Origin of the sequence: Lentilactobacillus sp. (assembly GCF_040773105.1) — a bacterium.
In the GTDB taxonomy this organism is placed as follows: Bacteria; Bacillota; Bacilli; order Lactobacillales; family Lactobacillaceae; genus Lentilactobacillus; species Lentilactobacillus parabuchneri.
Genome location: NZ_JAXGWW010000019.1, coordinates 1 through 17,691, shown reverse-complemented (window position 1 = coordinate 17,691; position 17,691 = coordinate 1). Strand labels below are relative to the sequence as shown.

Annotated in this window: 17 protein-coding genes; all 17 read right to left on the bottom strand. The window is 44.2% G+C overall.

What is annotated here, in order from left to right; all coding sequences use genetic code 11:
- Nucleotides 1-426, bottom strand: a 426-nt coding sequence (locus AB3112_RS02065; RefSeq protein ID WP_367333891.1) for an oleate hydratase, incomplete at its 3' end; no start/stop codon positions are given.
- Between the two features lie 182 nt (nucleotides 427-608).
- Entirely contained in the window at nucleotides 609-2,042 is a 1,434-nt protein-coding gene (locus AB3112_RS02060) for a nicotinate phosphoribosyltransferase (RefSeq protein ID WP_084972875.1), read from the bottom strand.
- Between the two features lie 113 nt (nucleotides 2,043-2,155).
- Nucleotides 2,156-2,929 carry an NUDIX domain-containing protein gene (locus tag AB3112_RS02055; RefSeq protein WP_084972877.1) on the bottom strand — a complete coding sequence of 258 codons (774 nt, stop codon included), beginning with the start codon at nucleotides 2,927-2,929 and terminating at the stop codon, nucleotides 2,156-2,158.
- Nucleotides 2,930-3,037: 108 nt separating this feature from the next.
- Nucleotides 3,038-3,787 carry a matrixin family metalloprotease gene (locus AB3112_RS02050; protein WP_367333890.1) on the bottom strand — a complete coding sequence of 250 codons (750 nt, stop codon included), beginning with the start codon at nucleotides 3,785-3,787 and terminating at the stop codon, nucleotides 3,038-3,040.
- A 389-nt stretch (nucleotides 3,788-4,176) separates the two neighbouring features.
- A complete protein-coding gene (locus AB3112_RS02045; protein WP_057909751.1) occupies nucleotides 4,177-5,328 on the bottom strand; it encodes an IMP dehydrogenase in 1,152 nt (383 codons plus the stop codon).
- A gap of 322 nt (nucleotides 5,329-5,650) precedes the next feature.
- Nucleotides 5,651-6,391 carry a DUF1129 family protein gene (locus tag AB3112_RS02040; RefSeq protein WP_057909752.1) on the bottom strand — a complete coding sequence of 247 codons (741 nt, stop codon included), beginning with the start codon at nucleotides 6,389-6,391 and terminating at the stop codon, nucleotides 5,651-5,653.
- 27 nt (nucleotides 6,392-6,418) lie between these two features.
- Nucleotides 6,419-7,519, bottom strand: coding sequence for a redox-regulated ATPase YchF (gene ychF, locus AB3112_RS02035; protein ID WP_057909753.1), 1,101 nt, complete (start codon nucleotides 7,517-7,519; stop codon nucleotides 6,419-6,421).
- A gap of 23 nt (nucleotides 7,520-7,542) precedes the next feature.
- Nucleotides 7,543-7,728 (bottom strand): DUF951 domain-containing protein, encoded by a 186-nt coding sequence (locus AB3112_RS02030; RefSeq protein ID WP_057909754.1) that lies wholly within the window; start codon nucleotides 7,726-7,728, stop codon nucleotides 7,543-7,545.
- Nucleotides 7,729-7,800: 72 nt separating this feature from the next.
- Nucleotides 7,801-8,685 (bottom strand): ParB/RepB/Spo0J family partition protein, encoded by an 885-nt coding sequence (locus AB3112_RS02025; RefSeq protein ID WP_084972886.1) that lies wholly within the window; start codon nucleotides 8,683-8,685, stop codon nucleotides 7,801-7,803.
- A complete protein-coding gene (locus tag AB3112_RS02020) occupies nucleotides 8,675-9,442 on the bottom strand; it encodes a ParA family protein (protein ID WP_084972888.1) in 768 nt (255 codons plus the stop codon). The genes AB3112_RS02025 and AB3112_RS02020 overlap by 11 nt, the downstream gene beginning before the upstream one ends.
- A gap of 13 nt (nucleotides 9,443-9,455) precedes the next feature.
- Complete coding sequence (rsmG, locus tag AB3112_RS02015) at nucleotides 9,456-10,193, bottom strand: 16S rRNA (guanine(527)-N(7))-methyltransferase RsmG (RefSeq protein ID WP_084998017.1); 738 nt, start codon at nucleotides 10,191-10,193, stop codon at nucleotides 9,456-9,458.
- A 328-nt stretch (nucleotides 10,194-10,521) separates the two neighbouring features.
- Nucleotides 10,522-10,680, bottom strand: coding sequence for a hypothetical protein (locus AB3112_RS02010; RefSeq protein ID WP_179136495.1), 159 nt, complete (start codon nucleotides 10,678-10,680; stop codon nucleotides 10,522-10,524).
- Nucleotides 10,681-10,692: 12 nt separating this feature from the next.
- On the bottom strand, nucleotides 10,693-11,457 hold the full coding sequence (locus AB3112_RS02005) for a type II toxin-antitoxin system death-on-curing family toxin (protein ID WP_084972892.1): 765 nt from the start codon (nucleotides 11,455-11,457) through the stop codon (nucleotides 10,693-10,695).
- 264 nt (nucleotides 11,458-11,721) lie between these two features.
- Complete coding sequence (gene rihC / locus AB3112_RS02000) at nucleotides 11,722-12,636, bottom strand: ribonucleoside hydrolase RihC (protein ID WP_084972931.1); 915 nt, start codon at nucleotides 12,634-12,636, stop codon at nucleotides 11,722-11,724.
- A 92-nt stretch (nucleotides 12,637-12,728) separates the two neighbouring features.
- Entirely contained in the window at nucleotides 12,729-14,042 is a 1,314-nt protein-coding gene (locus AB3112_RS01995) for an NCS2 family permease (protein WP_367333889.1), read from the bottom strand.
- A gap of 29 nt (nucleotides 14,043-14,071) precedes the next feature.
- The gene (locus tag AB3112_RS01990) at nucleotides 14,072-15,349 is read right to left on the bottom strand and encodes a NupC/NupG family nucleoside CNT transporter (RefSeq protein ID WP_084972895.1); all 1,278 of its coding nucleotides are present in this window, start codon (nucleotides 15,347-15,349) and stop codon (nucleotides 14,072-14,074) included.
- A gap of 124 nt (nucleotides 15,350-15,473) precedes the next feature.
- Nucleotides 15,474-16,304 carry a phosphopentomutase gene (locus AB3112_RS01985; protein WP_084972897.1) on the bottom strand — a complete coding sequence of 277 codons (831 nt, stop codon included), beginning with the start codon at nucleotides 16,302-16,304 and terminating at the stop codon, nucleotides 15,474-15,476.
- Nucleotides 16,305-17,691: the final 1,387 nt, after the last annotated feature.

Genomic DNA, 17,691 nt, shown 5'->3' with positions numbered 1-17,691 from the left:
CAACGTGAACTTGCCGTCAGTCGGAATCCGTTGACCACGCTTTTCAATGGCGCGGGCATGAGAAAAGCTCGGATCATCTTTATTCAACCAATAAAATTCGTCGAGCACAGAAATATCGGGATTTTCCAAGCTTGGGATCGAGCGAAACAGATCCCACAGAGTCTCAAAATGCGATTCCATTTCCCGGCCACCCCGGACAATATAGCCACGGTTGGTATCATAAATCCCATCCATACTACCACCTGGCAGACTCAGTTCTTCCAATACATGAATATTCTTCCCAGGTACTTGCGCATCCCGCACCATAAACACGGCCGCTGCCAAGGACGCCAATCCAGAGCCAATCAAATAAGCAGATTTATTGTCCACTCCAGCAGGTTTCTTTGGCTTCGCAAAAGCTTCGTAATTCCCGTTTGAATAGTACATATATGCTCCCTCCTTTATGCATACACCCTGTAACCGTTTACATTGGTATTATAAACCCAAATTATCAGGGAGGGTCTGCAGTAGCTTGCCCATTTATAAGAAAATAAGTCAGCTTTAGAAGGTCAAATGCCCTCAAAGCTGACTTATTTTCAATCAATGATCCAGTTAAATTTACAAAGCCATTATTCGTTTTCAGCGGCATCCTCCACCAAGCTTTCCTGAAGTGCGGCCAGCTTAGTTGTGACGTAAACCGGGAACTCGTCGGGATTGATCAAACGCTTAGTCGCTGCTGGGATTTGTGCCAACATCTGCTGACTGTACTTTTGAATATCAAATACCCCGGGCAACGTTGTCTGAAGCTTTGGACCATCCAAGGCCTGGACTTGAAGTGGTACGGCATCGAATCTTTCGATTCGCTGTTCCCGTTGCGTTGCCAGTGGGTTGGCCTTCACAACCGTAATTGGTTGGTCCAGTGACTCATCCGCCAAGGCAATCACGTCGGCAAAGGCGTTTTGCGTTCCTGGATAGTACAGTCGATAAACTTGCTTTAACCCAGGCAGGGTCAGCTTTTCACGACTGGCACTGACTTTGATCTTTGGAATTGTCTGGCCGTCCTTGATAACCGCAGCCAGTTTGTAGACGCCACTCAAAACAGGTGATGAGGCACTGGTGATTAATTTTTCACCAATTCCAAAGTTATCCAGTGGTGCGCCTTCGTGAAGCAGTGAAGCGACAACGTGCTCATCCAAAGCGTTTGAAGCCGTAATCTTCACTTCAGGTAGACCGGCATCATCCAGCATCTTCCGGGCCGCTTTGGAAAGTTGAGAAATATCTCCGGAGTCGATTCGAATGCCAACCGGTTGATGACCGGCTGCTTTGAGTTCCTTGAATACCTTGATGGCATTTGGGACACCGGACTTTAAGACATCGTAAGTATCAACCAGCAATGCCGCGTTGTCCGGGTAGACTTGAGCCCATTTTTCAAACGAGGTCAATTCATCCGGAAATGATTCAACCCACGCGTGGGCCATCGTTCCAGCGGACGGAATCCCAAACTTTTCCGCTGCCAATACATTTGAGGTACTCGTGCAACCACCAATAACGGCTGCCCGGGCGCCATATGTGGCACTATCTGGGCCCTGAGCCCGTCTGGCACCGAATTCCATTACAGGCCGATCACCAGCCGAGTAAGTAATCCGCCGCGCTTTAGTGGCAATCAACGACTGGTGGTTCAAAATGTTTAGCAGCAAGGTTTCAAATAATTGAGTCTGCAATAACGGCCCTCGGATCGTCAAAAGCGGTTCCCGCGGAAAGACAGGTGTCCCTTCCGGAATTGCAGAAACTTGACAATCGAATTTAAAATCCAACAAATCATTCAAAAAATTATCCTGAAACAAATTCAATGATCGTAAATAATCAACGTCGCTTTGGTCAAAGTGAAAGTTTTGCAGGGACTTGATTGCCTGCTCCAAACCCGCGGTAATCACAAAGCTGCCGTTGTCCGGCACTTTTCTGAAGAAGATGTCAAAAACACCCTGTTCATCATTGATGGTCTGGCGGTACCCATTTGCCATTGAAAATTCGTACAAGTCCGTTAACATTGATAAATTATTCATAATAAAGTGTCCTCTTTCTAAAATTAAGGTCTATTTAACTTTTATTTATTAAAAATAAAAGTAACGCAAACTTTTATTCTACGTTACAACCACTTGGTCAAAATTTCAAGAAATTAAGCGATTAAATGTGCTAATTTATAGAGCCGTGCTGGCCGGCCAGGTCCTTTGACTTCCGAGGTGCCAAGGTCGGTAAACAGGTCCTGGTGACTCTTTTTGAAATTAGAATTGTCAATATCGTCTACCGGCGTTTTCAAAAACGGGGAGTAAACCCGACGGGCATCCTTTAGGGTGAATTTTGATCCCAAAATAAGCAGAACATTTGGCTGATAATCCAGCTTATTGCGGATTCGATCACAAGCAACTTTGAGAATCCATTCGTGATCAAACGCCAGGTGCTTATCCGGATCGGATTGATTTTCTGTGACGTTCGCATAGTATGCGCGTTGAACGGGCGTCTGAGTGGTATTAAAAAGCTGCTGATCATTTTCAAATGAATAAGTGGTGTCCGTGTACCCCATTGTAAACCAACGGGCATCTGAGGCCCCATAACCGGCTTTGAGTTGGGGCTTTTCCGGAAGAAACGTCATGTAAGCTAAAGAAAGCGCCCGATCTCCGGGTGTCCGTTGGGGATTGGTAAAGGTTGCCAATTGCTCGGTATGGCTGCCGGACAGATCCATGCCAATCTTTTCACGGACGAGTCGTAAGGCGGCTTCTTCGGCGCTTTCCTGAGCACGCATAAAAGTTTCCGGAAGCGCCCAGTACCCGTTGAATGGATGATTGTCGCGCTTAACCAACAAAATATTCACCCGGTTGGTGGTATGGTCAAAGCTCCAGATTAAATTTGTAATTGTAATAAACGGCCGTTCGAGAATCGTTTGTATCGCCAACGTATCTGCCTCCCACTGTGGTGCTTTGCGACTGCACTCACAAATTATGATACTCCTAATTATGCCAGAAAATCACGTCCAGAACCAATTTATGAATAAACTTTAGGCTTATTCACTTAAGTCGGCCATCATGGCCAAAATCCGGTTGGTTTGAATCGCAATTTCAATTAAAGTTGTGGGGCCCTTAAGGTGTTCTGTGTCGTGGCCGGCAGTTGGACCAAGGGCCAAGCTTTTATCAAAAGAACGCTTAATTCTAACATCAAGAACCGGGTCATAGATGCGTTTTCGGCGACTTCCAATTGAAATTCTGTCCGGTGAAGAAGCGTATAACCGCTGAACAGCCACCGTATCAACTTTTTGAATGCTGTAAAACCGGTTCGCCGCATACATCACACTCGCTCTTCCGGGGTTATGATTCAAGCCAATTGCGTGTCCGAGTTCATGTTCAGCAACGTTCACCCATTCAAAATTGGCATAGTGAAAACTTTTTAGGGTCTGATTGTTAATGTCACACTCGGCCTTGGCAATATATCCTTGATTATCGACGGTCAAATAAGTCATTCCGGTATAACTGCCGCCAATCGCTGACGTCACCTTGGCAGTTACTTGTGCGTCGGTGCCATTGGCAAGTTGAAATGTAAACACCCCGGTCCGATTCCAGGCTTGAATCGCACTTAGCCAAATCGACCGATACTTTGCCGGTACCTTTGAAACGTCAATGGTCGCGATATTTGATTGAAATCGGGCCGACCCATACGGCGTAATCGGCGTACTGGCAGACGCCGGGACATCCCCCCAAGTTGCAAGGAAAACAAGTGCGAAGATGACCAGCATTAAATTTTTCATCCACTTAGACATCGGCTCACTTCCCGAAAAATGACATTCAATGACTAATTTCGTCTATATTATATTACTTTTGTATTATCGTGACGACTATTTGGCTGGGTGACTTTGGGGACCTTCTTTATTTATCAGAGCAGTGGTACTACTTTGATAATAAATGGTACTGGGCTGGGGTATGGTTTGGGTGATTTAGCTTCTTGGGTGATGTCAGTTTATCTAGTAAAAACGTGCTCCGACGACCCTGACCCCTAATGTGTAAGAGCAAAATCACATTGACGAACAAAAGCGGTTCATCATTGTGATTTTGCTCTTACACACCGGGGTCAAACCGGGTCTCGTCGCACTCTCAAAATAAAAACAGGTCGATCACCTCATGGTCATCAACCTGCACATTTATATCTCAATTAATCTTCTGGTTTATAGTTGGGTGCTTCTTTAGTGATGTTAACATCGTGGGGATGGGATTCTCTCAAGCCGGCGTTGGTAATTTGAACGAATTGCGCGCTGTCGTTGAGATCCTTAACCGTCGCTGATCCAGTGTAGCCCATTCCTGAACGAAGGCCACCGACCATTTGGAAAACGATGTCGTTAATGCTGCCTTTGTATTCGGTCTCACCTTCAATACCTTCAGGAACCAACTTGTTGGCTTCACTGACACCGCCCTGGAAGTAACGGTCGGCTGAACCATGTTGTTGTTCCATTGCGGCAACACTACCCATACCACGGTATGACTTGTATTTCTTACCGTGATCTTCAAATACCTCACCAGGGGCTTCATCGGTACCGGAGAAGACGCTCCCCAGCATAACGGCAGTTCCACCAGCAGCCAAAGCCTTGACGATATCGCCTGAGTACTGAATCCCACCGTCTGCGATAATTGCCTTGCCCCATTTACGGGCAACACTGGCAGCGTCATAAACGGCTGTAATTTGAGGAACCCCAACGCCGGCAACAACCCGGGTCGTACAGATTGAGCCAGGTCCAATTCCAACTTTAACAACATCAACACCTGCTTGGAATAAGGCTTCTGTTCCAGCAGCAGTTGCAACGTTTCCAGCGATCAGAGTTGTATCTGGATAGTGGTCACGAATTTGAGCAATTTTCCGAAGAACACCCGCTGAATGGCCATGAGCAGTGTCGATCACGATTGCATCGGTTCCGGCTTCAAGTAATGCGGAAGCCCGATCAAACGTATCGGTTGAAACACCAACGGCGGCAGCAACCAATAATGCCCCGTTTTTGTCAACGGCTGCTTTCGGTGTATCTGCAGTCTTCTTAACTGCCTTCACTTTGGCAACCTCGGCAGCCTGTGCTTCAATGCTGAGGTTCTTGTGAACAACACCAAGTCCACCAAGCTTTGCCAAAGCAATTGCCATCTTCGATTCGGTAACAGTGTCCATTCCGGCACTTAGAAAAGGAACATTCAACTTCAAGTTATCTGCCAATTGTACCGATAAATCCACATCATTTGGTAATACATCACTTGCTGCAGGAATTAACAGCACATCATCAAACGTTAACCCTTTTTTACCGAATTTTTCATCCCAACTAACCATCTATCTCGCTCCTTTTAAATGTTGATTGCCTAATAACTTATCATTTTCATTTTCAATAATCAACGCATCTTGATGGATTCTAATGCGTCTCTCATAAAAAATTGAAAAGCTGTTCGACAAACTGTTTATGAAATTGTATTGATTATACACGAACTTTTTGAATAAATAAAGGGACGTGCTTCATATTTTTTCGTCCTTTCTCAAATTTATTTCAAGTTATCAGATTAATGTTCGTGTTTTAAGGCGAAACGATTAAAAAAATAAGGCCGTTTCAAACATCATTTCGTTTGAAAGGCCTTATTATTCAATGCTTAAGGTGAATTTAGAAGACACCACCGGTAATGTTGTAGTGGCGCTTGACGTAAAAACTGCCAACTCCGGAAAGAACGCCCAAAACAATATAGACGTATGGGCTGAGTACCGGATTTAATACTGGTGGCAAAATTGATGAGACTGTAAAGATTCCCATCCAAACTGCCAGGAATAAAATCACCAGAATGATTCGAATCCAGATTGAGTAGCGATGTTGGATATTGGGTGCAAACATCATGGTGACAATCGGAATCCCCAGTCCAGCGACGGCAGCACTAATAAAGATCCCAGTTATGCCCATCATTGGCTGTGCGCCACCCTTGGTTGGCAGGAAGTAAATGATTCCATACATCAAGAAGAAGATGGTCAAAAATAAGATCGCGTTATAGCCCGCATTCTTCCAGTAGTCCCGCTTAGGGTCAGCCGGCCGTGCAGGTGGGTGAACGGTATTTTCAACTTTTTGATCAACTGTCCCCCACATATTACGCGCTGTTTTGCCGGACTTCTGCCCTTCCAGCAGCTCTTGGACCATTGTTTGAACGGCCTCGTTCTTTTTATCAGCCGACAACTTAGTTGACCCAAGTGCCTGATTAAATTTAAACATATAGTCCGCATTTCGCTTGGTTAGCCCAATGTTATCAAATTGGGAATGGACGATTTTGGCCGCATGATCCCGATCCTGATGCACCTGAGCGTTTTTTTCGCGCGCTTTGGCGTTTGCGTTGCGCTTCGTTTCATCATTGCTACTCACTAGCTTCACTCCTCTTAAATTAACGTATTAGACGTTAAATCTGAACTCAACAATATCGCCATCTTGCATGACGTAATCTTTTCCCTCAAGCCGCAGCTTACCGGCTTCCTTAACGGCAGCGGGTGTCTTTAATTGGTCGAGGTCATCAAATGCCATCACTTCAGCACGGATAAATCCACGTTCGAAGTCTGAATGGATGATCCCAGCTGCTTGTGGTGCCTTAGTTCCTTCTTTAAAGGTCCAGGCACGTGTTTCTTTACCACCTGCAGTGAAGAAGGTTTGCAGGCCCAAAAGCTTGTATGAGGCGCGGATAAGCCGATTTAAACCGGGCTCCTTAACACCTTCGGCATCAAGAAACTCCGCTTTTTCATCATCATCCAACTGGGCAATTTCTTCTTCAGGACCGGCAGCAACCGCAATCGCTTCGGCACCCTCTTTTTCGGCAAAAGCCTTGATTTCTGGGAAGTACTTTGAATTCTCGGGATCAGCCATATCGTCTTCGGCAATGTTGGCCACGTAAAGAACCGGCTTGCTGGTCAATAAGAATAGACCTTTAACGATTTTTTGCTCATCATCAGTAAATTCAATTTGGCGAACCGAACCGCCGTCTTCCAAGACCGGCTTAATCTTTTCAAGCACGGCCAATTCCGCTTTGGCTTCCTTATCATTGCCCTTAGCTGCTCGTTGAACCTTGCCCAGACGCTTATTAACCGAATCAAGGTCAGCAATCCCCAATTCCAGGTTGATTGTTTCGATATCGTCAAGTGGATCCACTTTTCCTGAAACCGTGGTGATGTTGTCGTCGTCGAATGCCCGGACAACGTGGACAATCGCGTCAACTTGACGGATATTTTCCAAGAACTTGTTTCCAAGTCCCTCACCCTTGCTGGCACCTTTCACGATTCCGGCAATATCGGTAAATTCAAAGGTCGTTGGAACCACCTTTTTGGCTGGGATTAATTCTTGAATCCGGTCGAGCCGCTTATCGGGAACTTCAACCATCCCAACATTTGGATCAATCGTGGCGAACGGATAGTTGGCCATTTCAGCTCCGGCCTTGGTAATGGCGTTAAATAATGTTGATTTACCAACGTTTGGCAAGCCAACGATTCCTGCAGTTAAAGACATAACAAACAACGCTTCTTTCTGATTTATTTTTCAGCTTTTTCAAGTATCTTTTTTAATTTGTGGTCAAATTCACGGCGGGGCATCATCACGATGTGGCCGCAGCCGGTGCATTGGATCTTAATGTCGGCGCCCATCCGGATAATCTGCCAGCGATTGGTACCGCATGGATGGGGCTTTTTCATTTCAACGAGGTCGTTTAATTCATACATGTTAAGACTCCTTTCTGTATATAACAGCTATACAGACAACGTGCAGCGGTTGACTCTATTTGGGCCAGCAACTTAATCCAAGTCGACCCCAAACATTTCCAAGATTCGGTTCAAATCATCGGTTGAGGCATACTCGATTTCAATCTTTCCCTTCCCCTTCTTGCGAGAAGAGTTCACGATCGAAACCGGAGTGCCGAACTTCTCCTGAAGCTGGCCTTCAGAGGCCCTGACAAATGGGGATTTGCGGGGGGCCTTCTTCTTTTTGGCCGACTTGGTCCCGTTAATCTTGGCAGCCGCTTCTTCCAACTGGCGCACCGTCAACGATTCTTTGACAGATTTACGGGCCAGCTTGATTAATTCCTGCTTGTTGTTAACGGACAGCAGCGTTCTGGCCTGACCCATCGATAACTGTTTGTCTTCCAACATCTTTTTAACTTCGGTTGGCAAGCCGAGGATCCGCAAATAATTTGCAATATATGGCCGACTCTTACCCAATCTCGCGGCAACTTGCGCCTGAGTTAAATCCAAGCGGCTCATCAGCATGTTATATGCTTCAGCCTCTTCAAGAGTGGTCAAATCCTCACGCTGCAGATTTTCCATCACAGCGATTTCCATCATCTGTTCTTCGTTTACGTTTCGAATGATGGCGGGGATGGTTTCTTGTTTGGCAATCTTTGACGCCCGCAGTCGTCGTTCACCGGTCAACAGTTCAAATGCCTGTACTTCTGGATCGGGCTGGCGAACGATGATTGGCTGGAAGACACCGGAATTTTTAATTGAATGTGCTAAATCTTCCAGTGCTTTTTGGTCAAATCGATGCCGGGGTTGATACGGGTTGGGCTTGACGGAGCTGACCTTTAAGTCAACCACGTCTTCCTTACTGGTATCAACGTTATTGTCCTGAAACAAGGCTTCAATTCCCTTGCCAAGGCCGGTTAATTTTTTCTTATTCGCCATGATTTGCCAGCACCTCTTTCGCCAAATTCATATACTTCTCGGCACCCTTTGACTTAGGGTCATAATCCATGATTGGCAGACCATAACTTGGTGCTTCCGATAAGCGGACGTTCCGCGGAATAATTGTGTCATAAACCTCATCTTTGAAGAATTTACGAACTTCGGTGTTCACCTGTTCACCCAAATTGGTACGGGCATCGAACATCGTTAACAGCACGCCTTCGATCTTCAAATTTGGATTGAAGTGCTTCTTAACCAACTGAATGGTATTTAACAATTGGCTTAGCCCTTCCAAAGCATAGTACTCACTTTGGACCGGAATTAAGATTGAATTGCTGGCAGTAAATGCATTGATGGTAATCAAACCAAGCGAAGGTGGACAATCAATCAAGACAAAATCATATTGATCTTTGACGACATCCAGGGCCGCCTTTAATCGGGTCTCACGCGCCATTTGTGGTGTTAATTCGATCTCGGCGCCAGACAGTTGAATCGTTGCCGGCACAATGTCCAACCCATCATGGGCAGTGTGCACGATGGTTTCGGCAATCGGTTCTTCGTTGACCAAAACATCGTAAATATCTTTTTTAATGTCCGCTTTGGACACGCCGACGCCACTGGTTGCGTTACCTTGTGCATCTGCATCGACCAAGAGAATCTTCTTGCCCAACGAGGCCATGCCTGCACCCAGGTTAACGGCAGTGGTGGTTTTGCCAACACCGCCCTTTTGATTGGCAAGTGCGATTACATATGTCATCTGTTATCCCCCCTTATCGTTTGATTTGATCCAATGGTTCTTTGCTTGGTGTTCCAGGCTTTCTCGGATACTTTTTGGGTGTATCTTTGACTTTATCAATCACAATAATGTGACGTTTCTCTTCAGAAATGGGCAGTGCAAATTCATCATCGGCCGAAATTTGTCCGCCTAGTAGTTGAATGGCACTTTTGGCGTCCTTTAACTCATCTTCTGCTTTGGCTGCCTTTAAAGCGACCATTTTGCCGCCGACTTTGACCAGTGGCAGGCACAGTTCACTCAAAACAGTCAAACGTGCGACTGCCCGAGCGGTTACGAGATCGTATTGTTGTCGGTGTTCGGAACGTTTGCCGCCAAATTCTTCAGCGCGCGCATGGAATAAAGAAACATCGGTTAATTGCAGTCTTTCGACAAGCTGTTGCAAGAAATTAATCCGTTTGTTTAAGGAATCAACGATCGTGACTTTGAGCTGTGGAAATAAGATTTTTAGCGGCAACGACGGAAATCCGGCGCCCGCACCGACATCACAAACGGTTAACGGCTCAGTTTTAATCTGTGAAACAAAAAAGGCCGGGGTGATGGAATCATAGAAATGTTTGAGATACACGTCGGACTTTTCTGTTATCGTGGTTAAATTAACATGCTCGTTAACTTCCACTAACAGCTTAAAATAGGCATCGAATTGATCCATCTGCTGATCCGAGACTTCGATACCTTGATCTAAAAGCGCGTTTTTAAATTGATCGTTGTTCATGATTAACTTCTCCTGATGTGTGAAACAATCTGTTTCACGTCTTATTATACTTTACCCTAAAATGGCTTGACTGACAAGGCATTCACGGACATTAATTCACTACACACATTTTTCATTTTAACATGTTTAAGGGCACTCTGGATACTCGTGACAGCAATTGATCAAAAGGCTGCTTTTTCAATCTGAAATCACCCTAAACATTTCTTCAGACTAAAGCAGTATTTGTTGGATGAAACGACTAGTTACACTCACACCAAAAGCAGGACATCTTCCTCGACTAATTGGGTGAGAAAATGTCCTGCTGCTTTTAACGATTATTATTGAGGAACTACATTTTGGCTAGTTCTGCCATTACCTGACGAACAACTTGGTTATCAAAAATTTCATCCGCCGAATGTTTGAGAATCTGCTCTTTTGTTGCATCTGATAATTTATTACTGTGAACATTTTTAATAATTGTGGTTTTCACTTTTGGGGTTTCTTGCATTACAACATTCTCCTACTCTTGTGACTTGTCGTCTCTTAATTGTTCAATTGTATGCCATTCTTCGTTAAACAGGTTTAACCTGACATTGTTGAAAATATAACTTGATATTTCTTGAAAGTCAACTGACTTCACCGCAATTTTTATAGAGAAATCGATTAGCTCTTGTTTGAGGCCTTCATGGAAAACAAAATCATATCCGTTGGAATGAAGAAAAACCAGCATGGCAATCATTGCCGTTCGTTTGTTTCCATTCGAAAACGCTTGTAATTCAGCGATATTAGACCATAAATATGCGGCTTTGTCGATAACCGACGGATGCGTATTCACTCCGTAAAGATAAGGGTTGGCCAATGTGTACGCAACATAATCCAAATGGCCACGATCCTTAATTCCGTATTGTCCATATACGCCGTCCTCTTCGTAAATCTGTTGTGCCTTGGCATTCCATGAGATTAAGTCATCCAAAGTGGGTGCAACTGTTTCGATTGGGAACAGAAATATCCGATTACGAATTTCCTTGTGATACAAAATCGTCAGTGCGAACGCATCAATTCCCCAGGAAAGCTTAATTGGCGCAATTTGATCGATCTGAGAATCAAACTGATCTTGGTATGTTTTAACTAAAAGATGATTGATTTCCGCTTGTTGTTCACTAGTATCAAATGGTGCGATAAGCTGGCCAGCATATTTAACCCCACGAAAATAGGCACCCTTAAATCTTTTATTTCCAAATAGTTGTGGTCTTAAATCATCTTTAAAAGAATCGTCTTTCATCATGAACGTTAAATCACCTCTTAACAGCATTATCAAATTTGGCAACGAATATTCTTTATAAACAGTATATACGAATAATTGCCAATTATTCCCTGAAAGTATCTAAATTTATTAGGAATTTCGATAATGTGAATTTCACTTCCTAAAGTTTTATTAATTGTGTCGTTATCCTAAATAAAGAGAGAATTACAGTCCTAATTTCGGCCCTCACCCAACAAAAAAGCAACCAGATTAAATATCCGGTTGCCACTCTAGAAATAATTTAATTTACAGATTAATCTTAGAAACCTCATCCAAGAACCACTTGTTAAATGCATCGGCGTCTATGTCCACGCAGACATTCGCATTGGTCTTGCCGTCGTGATAAGCACCGCGGATGTCGCCGACCGTTTCGCCAATCGCTGGGCCGTCTGTAATGATGTCAATCCACATTTTCTTCGTGGTAATGGCTTCCGGGTGAAGCAGGTAGAAAATGGTGTTTACATCATGCATAGCGATCCCATTAGAGCTGTTATCACCATCATGAATGATAATGTCATGGAGCATCTTGCCCGTCTCATTCATGTGTTCGAGCTTGCTGAGTGAGTCCGGTGTCAGCAAGGCCTTCATGGTGATGTCCAACCCAACCATGGTGATCGGAATACCTGAATTGTACATAATTCGAGCCGCATCCGGATCGGTAAACACGTTGAATTCAGCTGCAGAGGTCATGTTACCTTTGCCAAGAGATCCGCCCATCGCAACGATTCGTTCGATGTGGTCCTTAACTTCTGGGTATTCACTGAACAGCAAAGCGATATTGGTGTATGACCCCGTTGGCACCAAGGTGATCTTTTCGTCACTATTCATGATCGTGTCGTGCAAGGCTTCGACAGCCGTCTTGTCCAAAGGCTTTGGCAGGTCTTCAGGAAAATCATAGCCGGGCATCCCCGATTCACCATGAATTCTGGCAGCATCTTCAAATTCCTTGATCAACGGCTGTTTTGCCCCAGCAGCAACCGGCACCTGCTTGTTAAAGAATCGGACAATCTTTTGGGCGTTCTTGGTTGTCTTATCGACCGTTACGTTTCCAGCAACACTGGTAATCAATTTCACGTCAATTTCAGGGTCGTTGAGCGCCATAGTTAAAGCAGCAGCGTCATCGATTCCTGGATCAGTATCCATAATAATTTTAATGGTCATCATAAAATCCTTTCCGTACAGTATTTTAAATATCAACCGCTTACAATTAGTTCTTAACAAGAAGCGAACCACAACGTTCGCCCCTGCTATCTCTATAATAAGGCACTGAGCACCAAATCACACAAAAATAAAAATCCAAGTACATAAGTTGCAATCGTCAATTCCCGTTGCCGCCCCGCCGCAATCTTTAACAGTGGGTACGCCACGAAGCCAAATGCCAAACCAGTTGAAATACTGCTGGTAAATGGGATGAGGACAACGATCAAAAACGCAGGGAACCAATCAGAAAAATCATACATATTAATCCGACTTAACTGATTCATCATCAATGCCCCGGTAATGATAATGACGGGGGCAATGGCTGCCTGTGGCACAAAGGCCAGCAGCGGAATGAAGAACAGTGAAACGGCAAACATCAAGCCGGCAACAATCGCTGTCAACCCAGTCCGGCCACCACTTTCAATGGCCGAGGCACTTTCTGCAGCCGCCACCGTTGGGCTGGTACCAAGAATTCCCGATAAAAAGCTGGTGACAGAGCTGGCTTGAAATGCTTTTCGAAATTTTTGGGGATTTGGCATAATTCCTTCCAGTAATCCCATGGATTCAAAGACTAAAATCATTGTCATGGAGAAAACCGCGAGAATAAATGGAATGCTCAACACGTTACTGAGGTCACCTTTGGCAACAATGTTGGCATACTTGCCAATATCTCCGATCCCAACTGACGGTGCCACTTGGTCCTTGATACCAAAAGCAATCCCAACAATCGATGTCACCAGAATCCCGATAAAAAAGCCACCGGTAATATTTCTGACGAATAAGAACAGTGTCAGTAACAGTCCAAACAATGCCAATAAAGTGGCTGGCTTGGTCAAATCACCCAACGCCAGAATTGAATTTGTCCCCTGACGGATAAGCTGGGCCTTTTCAAGCCCAATTTCCACCAGGAATAAACCGATTCCAGCAGTGATCCCCGCCTTTAAGGTGTCCGGGATTCCCTTTGCCAATACGTCGCTCAGCTTGGTAAAAGCAATGATGACATAGATCACACTGGAAACAATTGAGATTCCCAGCGCTTCCTGCCAGGATAGGCCCATCGCGACAACCACCGTGTAGGTGAAAAACGCGTTGACCCCCATCCCCGGCGTCAGAATCACCGGTGCATTGGCCCAAAAGCCCATGATCAAACAGCCGATAAACGAAGAAATAATTGTCGCAAACACACTTAAATCAGTGGGAATACCGGCATCTTTTAAGATCATTGGATTCACAATGATGATGTAAGAAATCGCAAAAAAGCCAGTAATTCCGGCGATGATTTCACGTTTAACGATCGCTTTATCGCGTACAGCGTCACGAAGCCGCAGCTTATTGGCTACGGCTTCTTCTCTTTGTAGCTTGTCCAAAAACAAAACCTAACTTTCTTGTTACGTGTTTACCAAACGAACAGACCAACAATTCCGGCAGACATCAAGGATACCAAGATACCTGAGAGAAGCATGGTTCCAACGTTTTTACTGATCAAATCGTTCTTTTCCTTGTCAACCAAGCCCTTGAAGGCACCGATAATCATACCGGTGGTTGAGAAGTTGGCGAATGATGTGATGAAGACAGTTAATTGTGCTTGGTAGTGAGCTGGGAAGATGCTGAGGTTGTTGATCGTTCCGGAGATCTTTCCCATAACAACGAATTCATTGGTAACCAACTTCATACCCATGAATTGTGCGAACTGGAATGCGTGGCTAACATCCAGACCCATCAACCATGCAAATGGGAACATGATGATTCCTAGAATATGTTCCAATGACAGCCATGGGTTGAATAATGCCAAAATCTTGTCAATCAAAGCAGCCAAAGCAACGAAGGCGATAACGTTGGCAGCAATGATTAAGATCAAACGACCGGCACCAAGAATTGAGTCGCCAAGAAATGAGAAGTATGGTTCGCGTTTCCCATTTGCTTGAACATCGCCGGCTTCAACAGCGGCTTCGCTTGAACCTGAACCACCCATTTTGGCAACCGTATCTTCTTCAGGCGTTACCTTAACGGGGTTCAACATACTGGTAATAATCAAGGCGTTTAAAACGTTCAATGGAACGGCAGTCAAAACAAATTGACCTGGAACCATTTGCGTATAAGCACCGATGATTGAAGCAGTGACACAAGACATGGACATCAAAGCCAAAGTCAAGTTACGCTTTGCGGACATTTGCTTTAATTGAAGTGATGAAACGGCAAGTGCTTCAGTGTTACCTAAGAACATCATTTCAACGGCAAAGAATGATTCGAACTTTGGAGCGCCGGTAACAAATGAAAGTGCGCGGCCGACCCATTTGATAATCCATGGCAATACTCCGATATATGTAAGAGTATCAAACAATGGAACAATCATTAAGATTGGCAGTAAGGCACTGGTCACAAAGTTCATTGATTTGGCAGTTCCACCAAATTGTGGCGTTACCCAGTTTGGCAAGGCAAAATTAATTCCTTGATAGGCAACTTGAACCAACCAGTTGAATCCATCGGCAGCGGCCTTAACGGCGTCACGGCCCCAGGCGAAACTCGTCAAAATCCATGCAAGCACAAGGTTAATGACTAAAACGACCCCAACGGAACGCCAGTTGATACCTTTTTTATTATTTGAAAACAAGTAGGCAATTCCAAGGTATACGGCAACACCCAGGATATTAACCAGCAAATATGATAATTGCATATTCTGAAATCCTCTTTTCTAAATTTGAATGACAATAATTGCTAAACAATAATAAAGCTTGTCAGCTATCCCCCTCTATGATGGATTGGTTTTAAAATTGAAACCCAGAATAATAAACGATGAATTAACTTAATTCATCTAAGAAGCTGCGGCCAACGGATTCGTCCGATGGCTCGACGCCAAATATTTGGGCAGTGGTTGCCCCGATATCGGCCAGTGTCCGGCGAATGCCAAGCGACTTTCCCTCAGGCTTGGCAGGCATGTAGGCAATCAGTGGTAAATACTCGCGGGTGGGGACAACGTCTACTGTTGGATCGTTGGCAAAGGTTGACGTAATCATCAGCAAATCTGTGCTGTACAACTCCCGCATCAAACGAGAAAGGTGCTGATCAACCACGTTTAAAACATCGATGCATCCCTTCCCATCAGCTTCCAAAGCCTTTTGCTGCAAATCCAACAGCCTAAAGTAAAGCAGACCGTTGTTTGGCGCAATAACCTGTTGGTGAAGCTCATTAAATCCAGCTTCATCCGAGTTAACCGGGATGACTTGAGCGACGTTTTGATTAGACAGATAACTCAGATAATTGGTAATCAGAATCGAATTAACGCCGAGAAGTCCGACAATCGAGTCAATGACACTGGTCGTCCGGATATCGGTCTGGTAATCAAACATTTCCCGCAGTCCGCTCAGTGTTGCATTGTTCTGACTCTTAAGACGAATTTTGCCATAATAGCCAATTGGGTCCTCAGCTGGTGGGAGGCCAACGACTGGATCGTTGGACCGAATATTCCCCAGTCCGAGGCGGCTCAGTGCCGGCAATACAAAGTTGGGGCCGGCAAACCTGGCAATATGGCCAAGCATATCGGCGCCAACGGAGTTAAACCGATTGGCGTCACTGGCTTCCCCGATTCCCAGTCCAGCCAAGTCAATTACAATTACCCGACGAAAGTCCATCAGAAACTTCCTTTCCAGATTAAATAAAGCTTTAGAAAAAAATAATCTATGTGAATAGAATACCGCATTTAGGAAACACCTGTAAATAAAAATCGAGAAATGACAATAAGTAATACGGTTTACTATACTGATTGCGCTTTCATTATATCAAAGCAGATCGGGTACGTAAATAGGAAATTTGAAAGAGTGTGACGAGGGCTGGGTGATGCGGTTTCTAAGGTAACTTTGGTTTAAACCCTGCCTTTGGGTTTGAATCAAAGTTAGCTTACAAGTTAGCATCAGTCGCGTCGTCCACAGGACTAGACACTGCACTTCGTTTGTGGTCGTCGCCGAGTAGGCTAGACACTGCACTTTGTTTGTGGTCGTCGGAACACGTTCCACTAGGTAAAAAAAAAAAAACACAAAAAATAGGATTTAAACTCGCTTTGAAACTGCAAGTCTAAATCCTATGCGGAAGGGAACTTTGGGGTTAATACCCACTTTACTAATAACTTAATGTCTTATCGCCTCAATTTAACTATTTGTTGATCCAACTGCCGCAAACTTTAATCATTTTCACGTTTTTACTTTATTGATAAATTTGCCGTGTGACCAACATTCGGTGCTGCGTGAAACTATACTACTTGGAACAACTGCTTGGAACATTAAATCTTGGTACGTGGTACTTGAAACTGTGAATCATTGGAACTTTCATCAACTTGATATTCGATTGAATCTCTCAGATCCACTACAAGTGACCTCTGTACATAACCCTTTTCAATTACTCCATCAGGTTTTCAATAGCGAATCATCGAACTCATATCTGAACATTTGTGATTCATAACATTATATTCAAACACTTAATCACCTGAATTAACCTTCTGTTATTTTAACCTGTAACAATTTGAAACTCTTTGAATCGTTGAAACAATCGGCTAAATAAAACATCTATCGAACTTCCATGCTTCTAAATGAATCGTGAACCTCAAACTCTTAAAACTTAAAATAAACAACTATGCGTTCTACACGTGAAACATTTGAAAATAATCCTGTGACATTACAACATATGAATCTAGGATCAGAGAACATTCAAAGCAGGTTGGAAACCCCTGGTACTTCGAACTTCCTTTCCCTTCCTTGACTATATAATATCATATCTGGAAGCGTTTGCAAGTATTATATCTGCTTTTTCTAAATTTATTTCAGAACGTTACATTGACAACTATTTCGGCATTAAAAAAGCATGTCCAACTCATCGGTTGTCATGCTCTTTGAGCTTATTTAAATAAAAACTTCAATGGATCAAACGCAATAAATGTGATGCCGGCAACTGCAATAATCGCAATCGTAATCACAATTGGCAGCGTCTCTGAAATTGTGGTTGTATCATGCTCCGTGTATTTAACGT

Coding starts and splice junctions, on each gene's coding strand:
- ychF (WP_057909753.1), bottom strand. CDS start 7,519: ATGTCTTTAACTGCAGGAATCGTTGGCTTGCCAAACGTTGGTAAATCA.
- AB3112_RS02005 (WP_084972892.1), bottom strand. CDS start 11,457: ATGATGAAAGACGATTCTTTTAAAGATGATTTAAGACCACAACTATTT.
- AB3112_RS02025 (WP_084972886.1), bottom strand. CDS start 8,685: ATGGCGAATAAGAAAAAATTAACCGGCCTTGGCAAGGGAATTGAAGCC.
- AB3112_RS02045 (WP_057909751.1), bottom strand. CDS start 5,328: ATGGTTAGTTGGGATGAAAAATTCGGTAAAAAAGGGTTAACGTTTGAT.
- AB3112_RS02050 (WP_367333890.1), bottom strand. CDS start 3,787: ATGTCTAAGTGGATGAAAAATTTAATGCTGGTCATCTTCGCACTTGTT.
- AB3112_RS01985 (WP_084972897.1), bottom strand. CDS start 16,304: ATGGACTTTCGTCGGGTAATTGTAATTGACTTGGCTGGACTGGGAATC.
- AB3112_RS02020 (WP_084972888.1), bottom strand. CDS start 9,442: ATGACATATGTAATCGCACTTGCCAATCAAAAGGGCGGTGTTGGCAAA.
- AB3112_RS02030 (WP_057909754.1), bottom strand. CDS start 7,728: ATGTATGAATTAAACGACCTCGTTGAAATGAAAAAGCCCCATCCATGC.
- AB3112_RS02060 (WP_084972875.1), bottom strand. CDS start 2,042: ATGAATAATTTATCAATGTTAACGGACTTGTACGAATTTTCAATGGCA.
- AB3112_RS01990 (WP_084972895.1), bottom strand. CDS start 15,349: ATGCAATTATCATATTTGCTGGTTAATATCCTGGGTGTTGCCGTATAC.
- rihC (WP_084972931.1), bottom strand. CDS start 12,636: ATGACCATTAAAATTATTATGGATACTGATCCAGGAATCGATGACGCT.
- rsmG (WP_084998017.1), bottom strand. CDS start 10,193: ATGAACAACGATCAATTTAAAAACGCGCTTTTAGATCAAGGTATCGAA.
- AB3112_RS02010 (WP_179136495.1), bottom strand. CDS start 10,680: ATGCAAGAAACCCCAAAAGTGAAAACCACAATTATTAAAAATGTTCAC.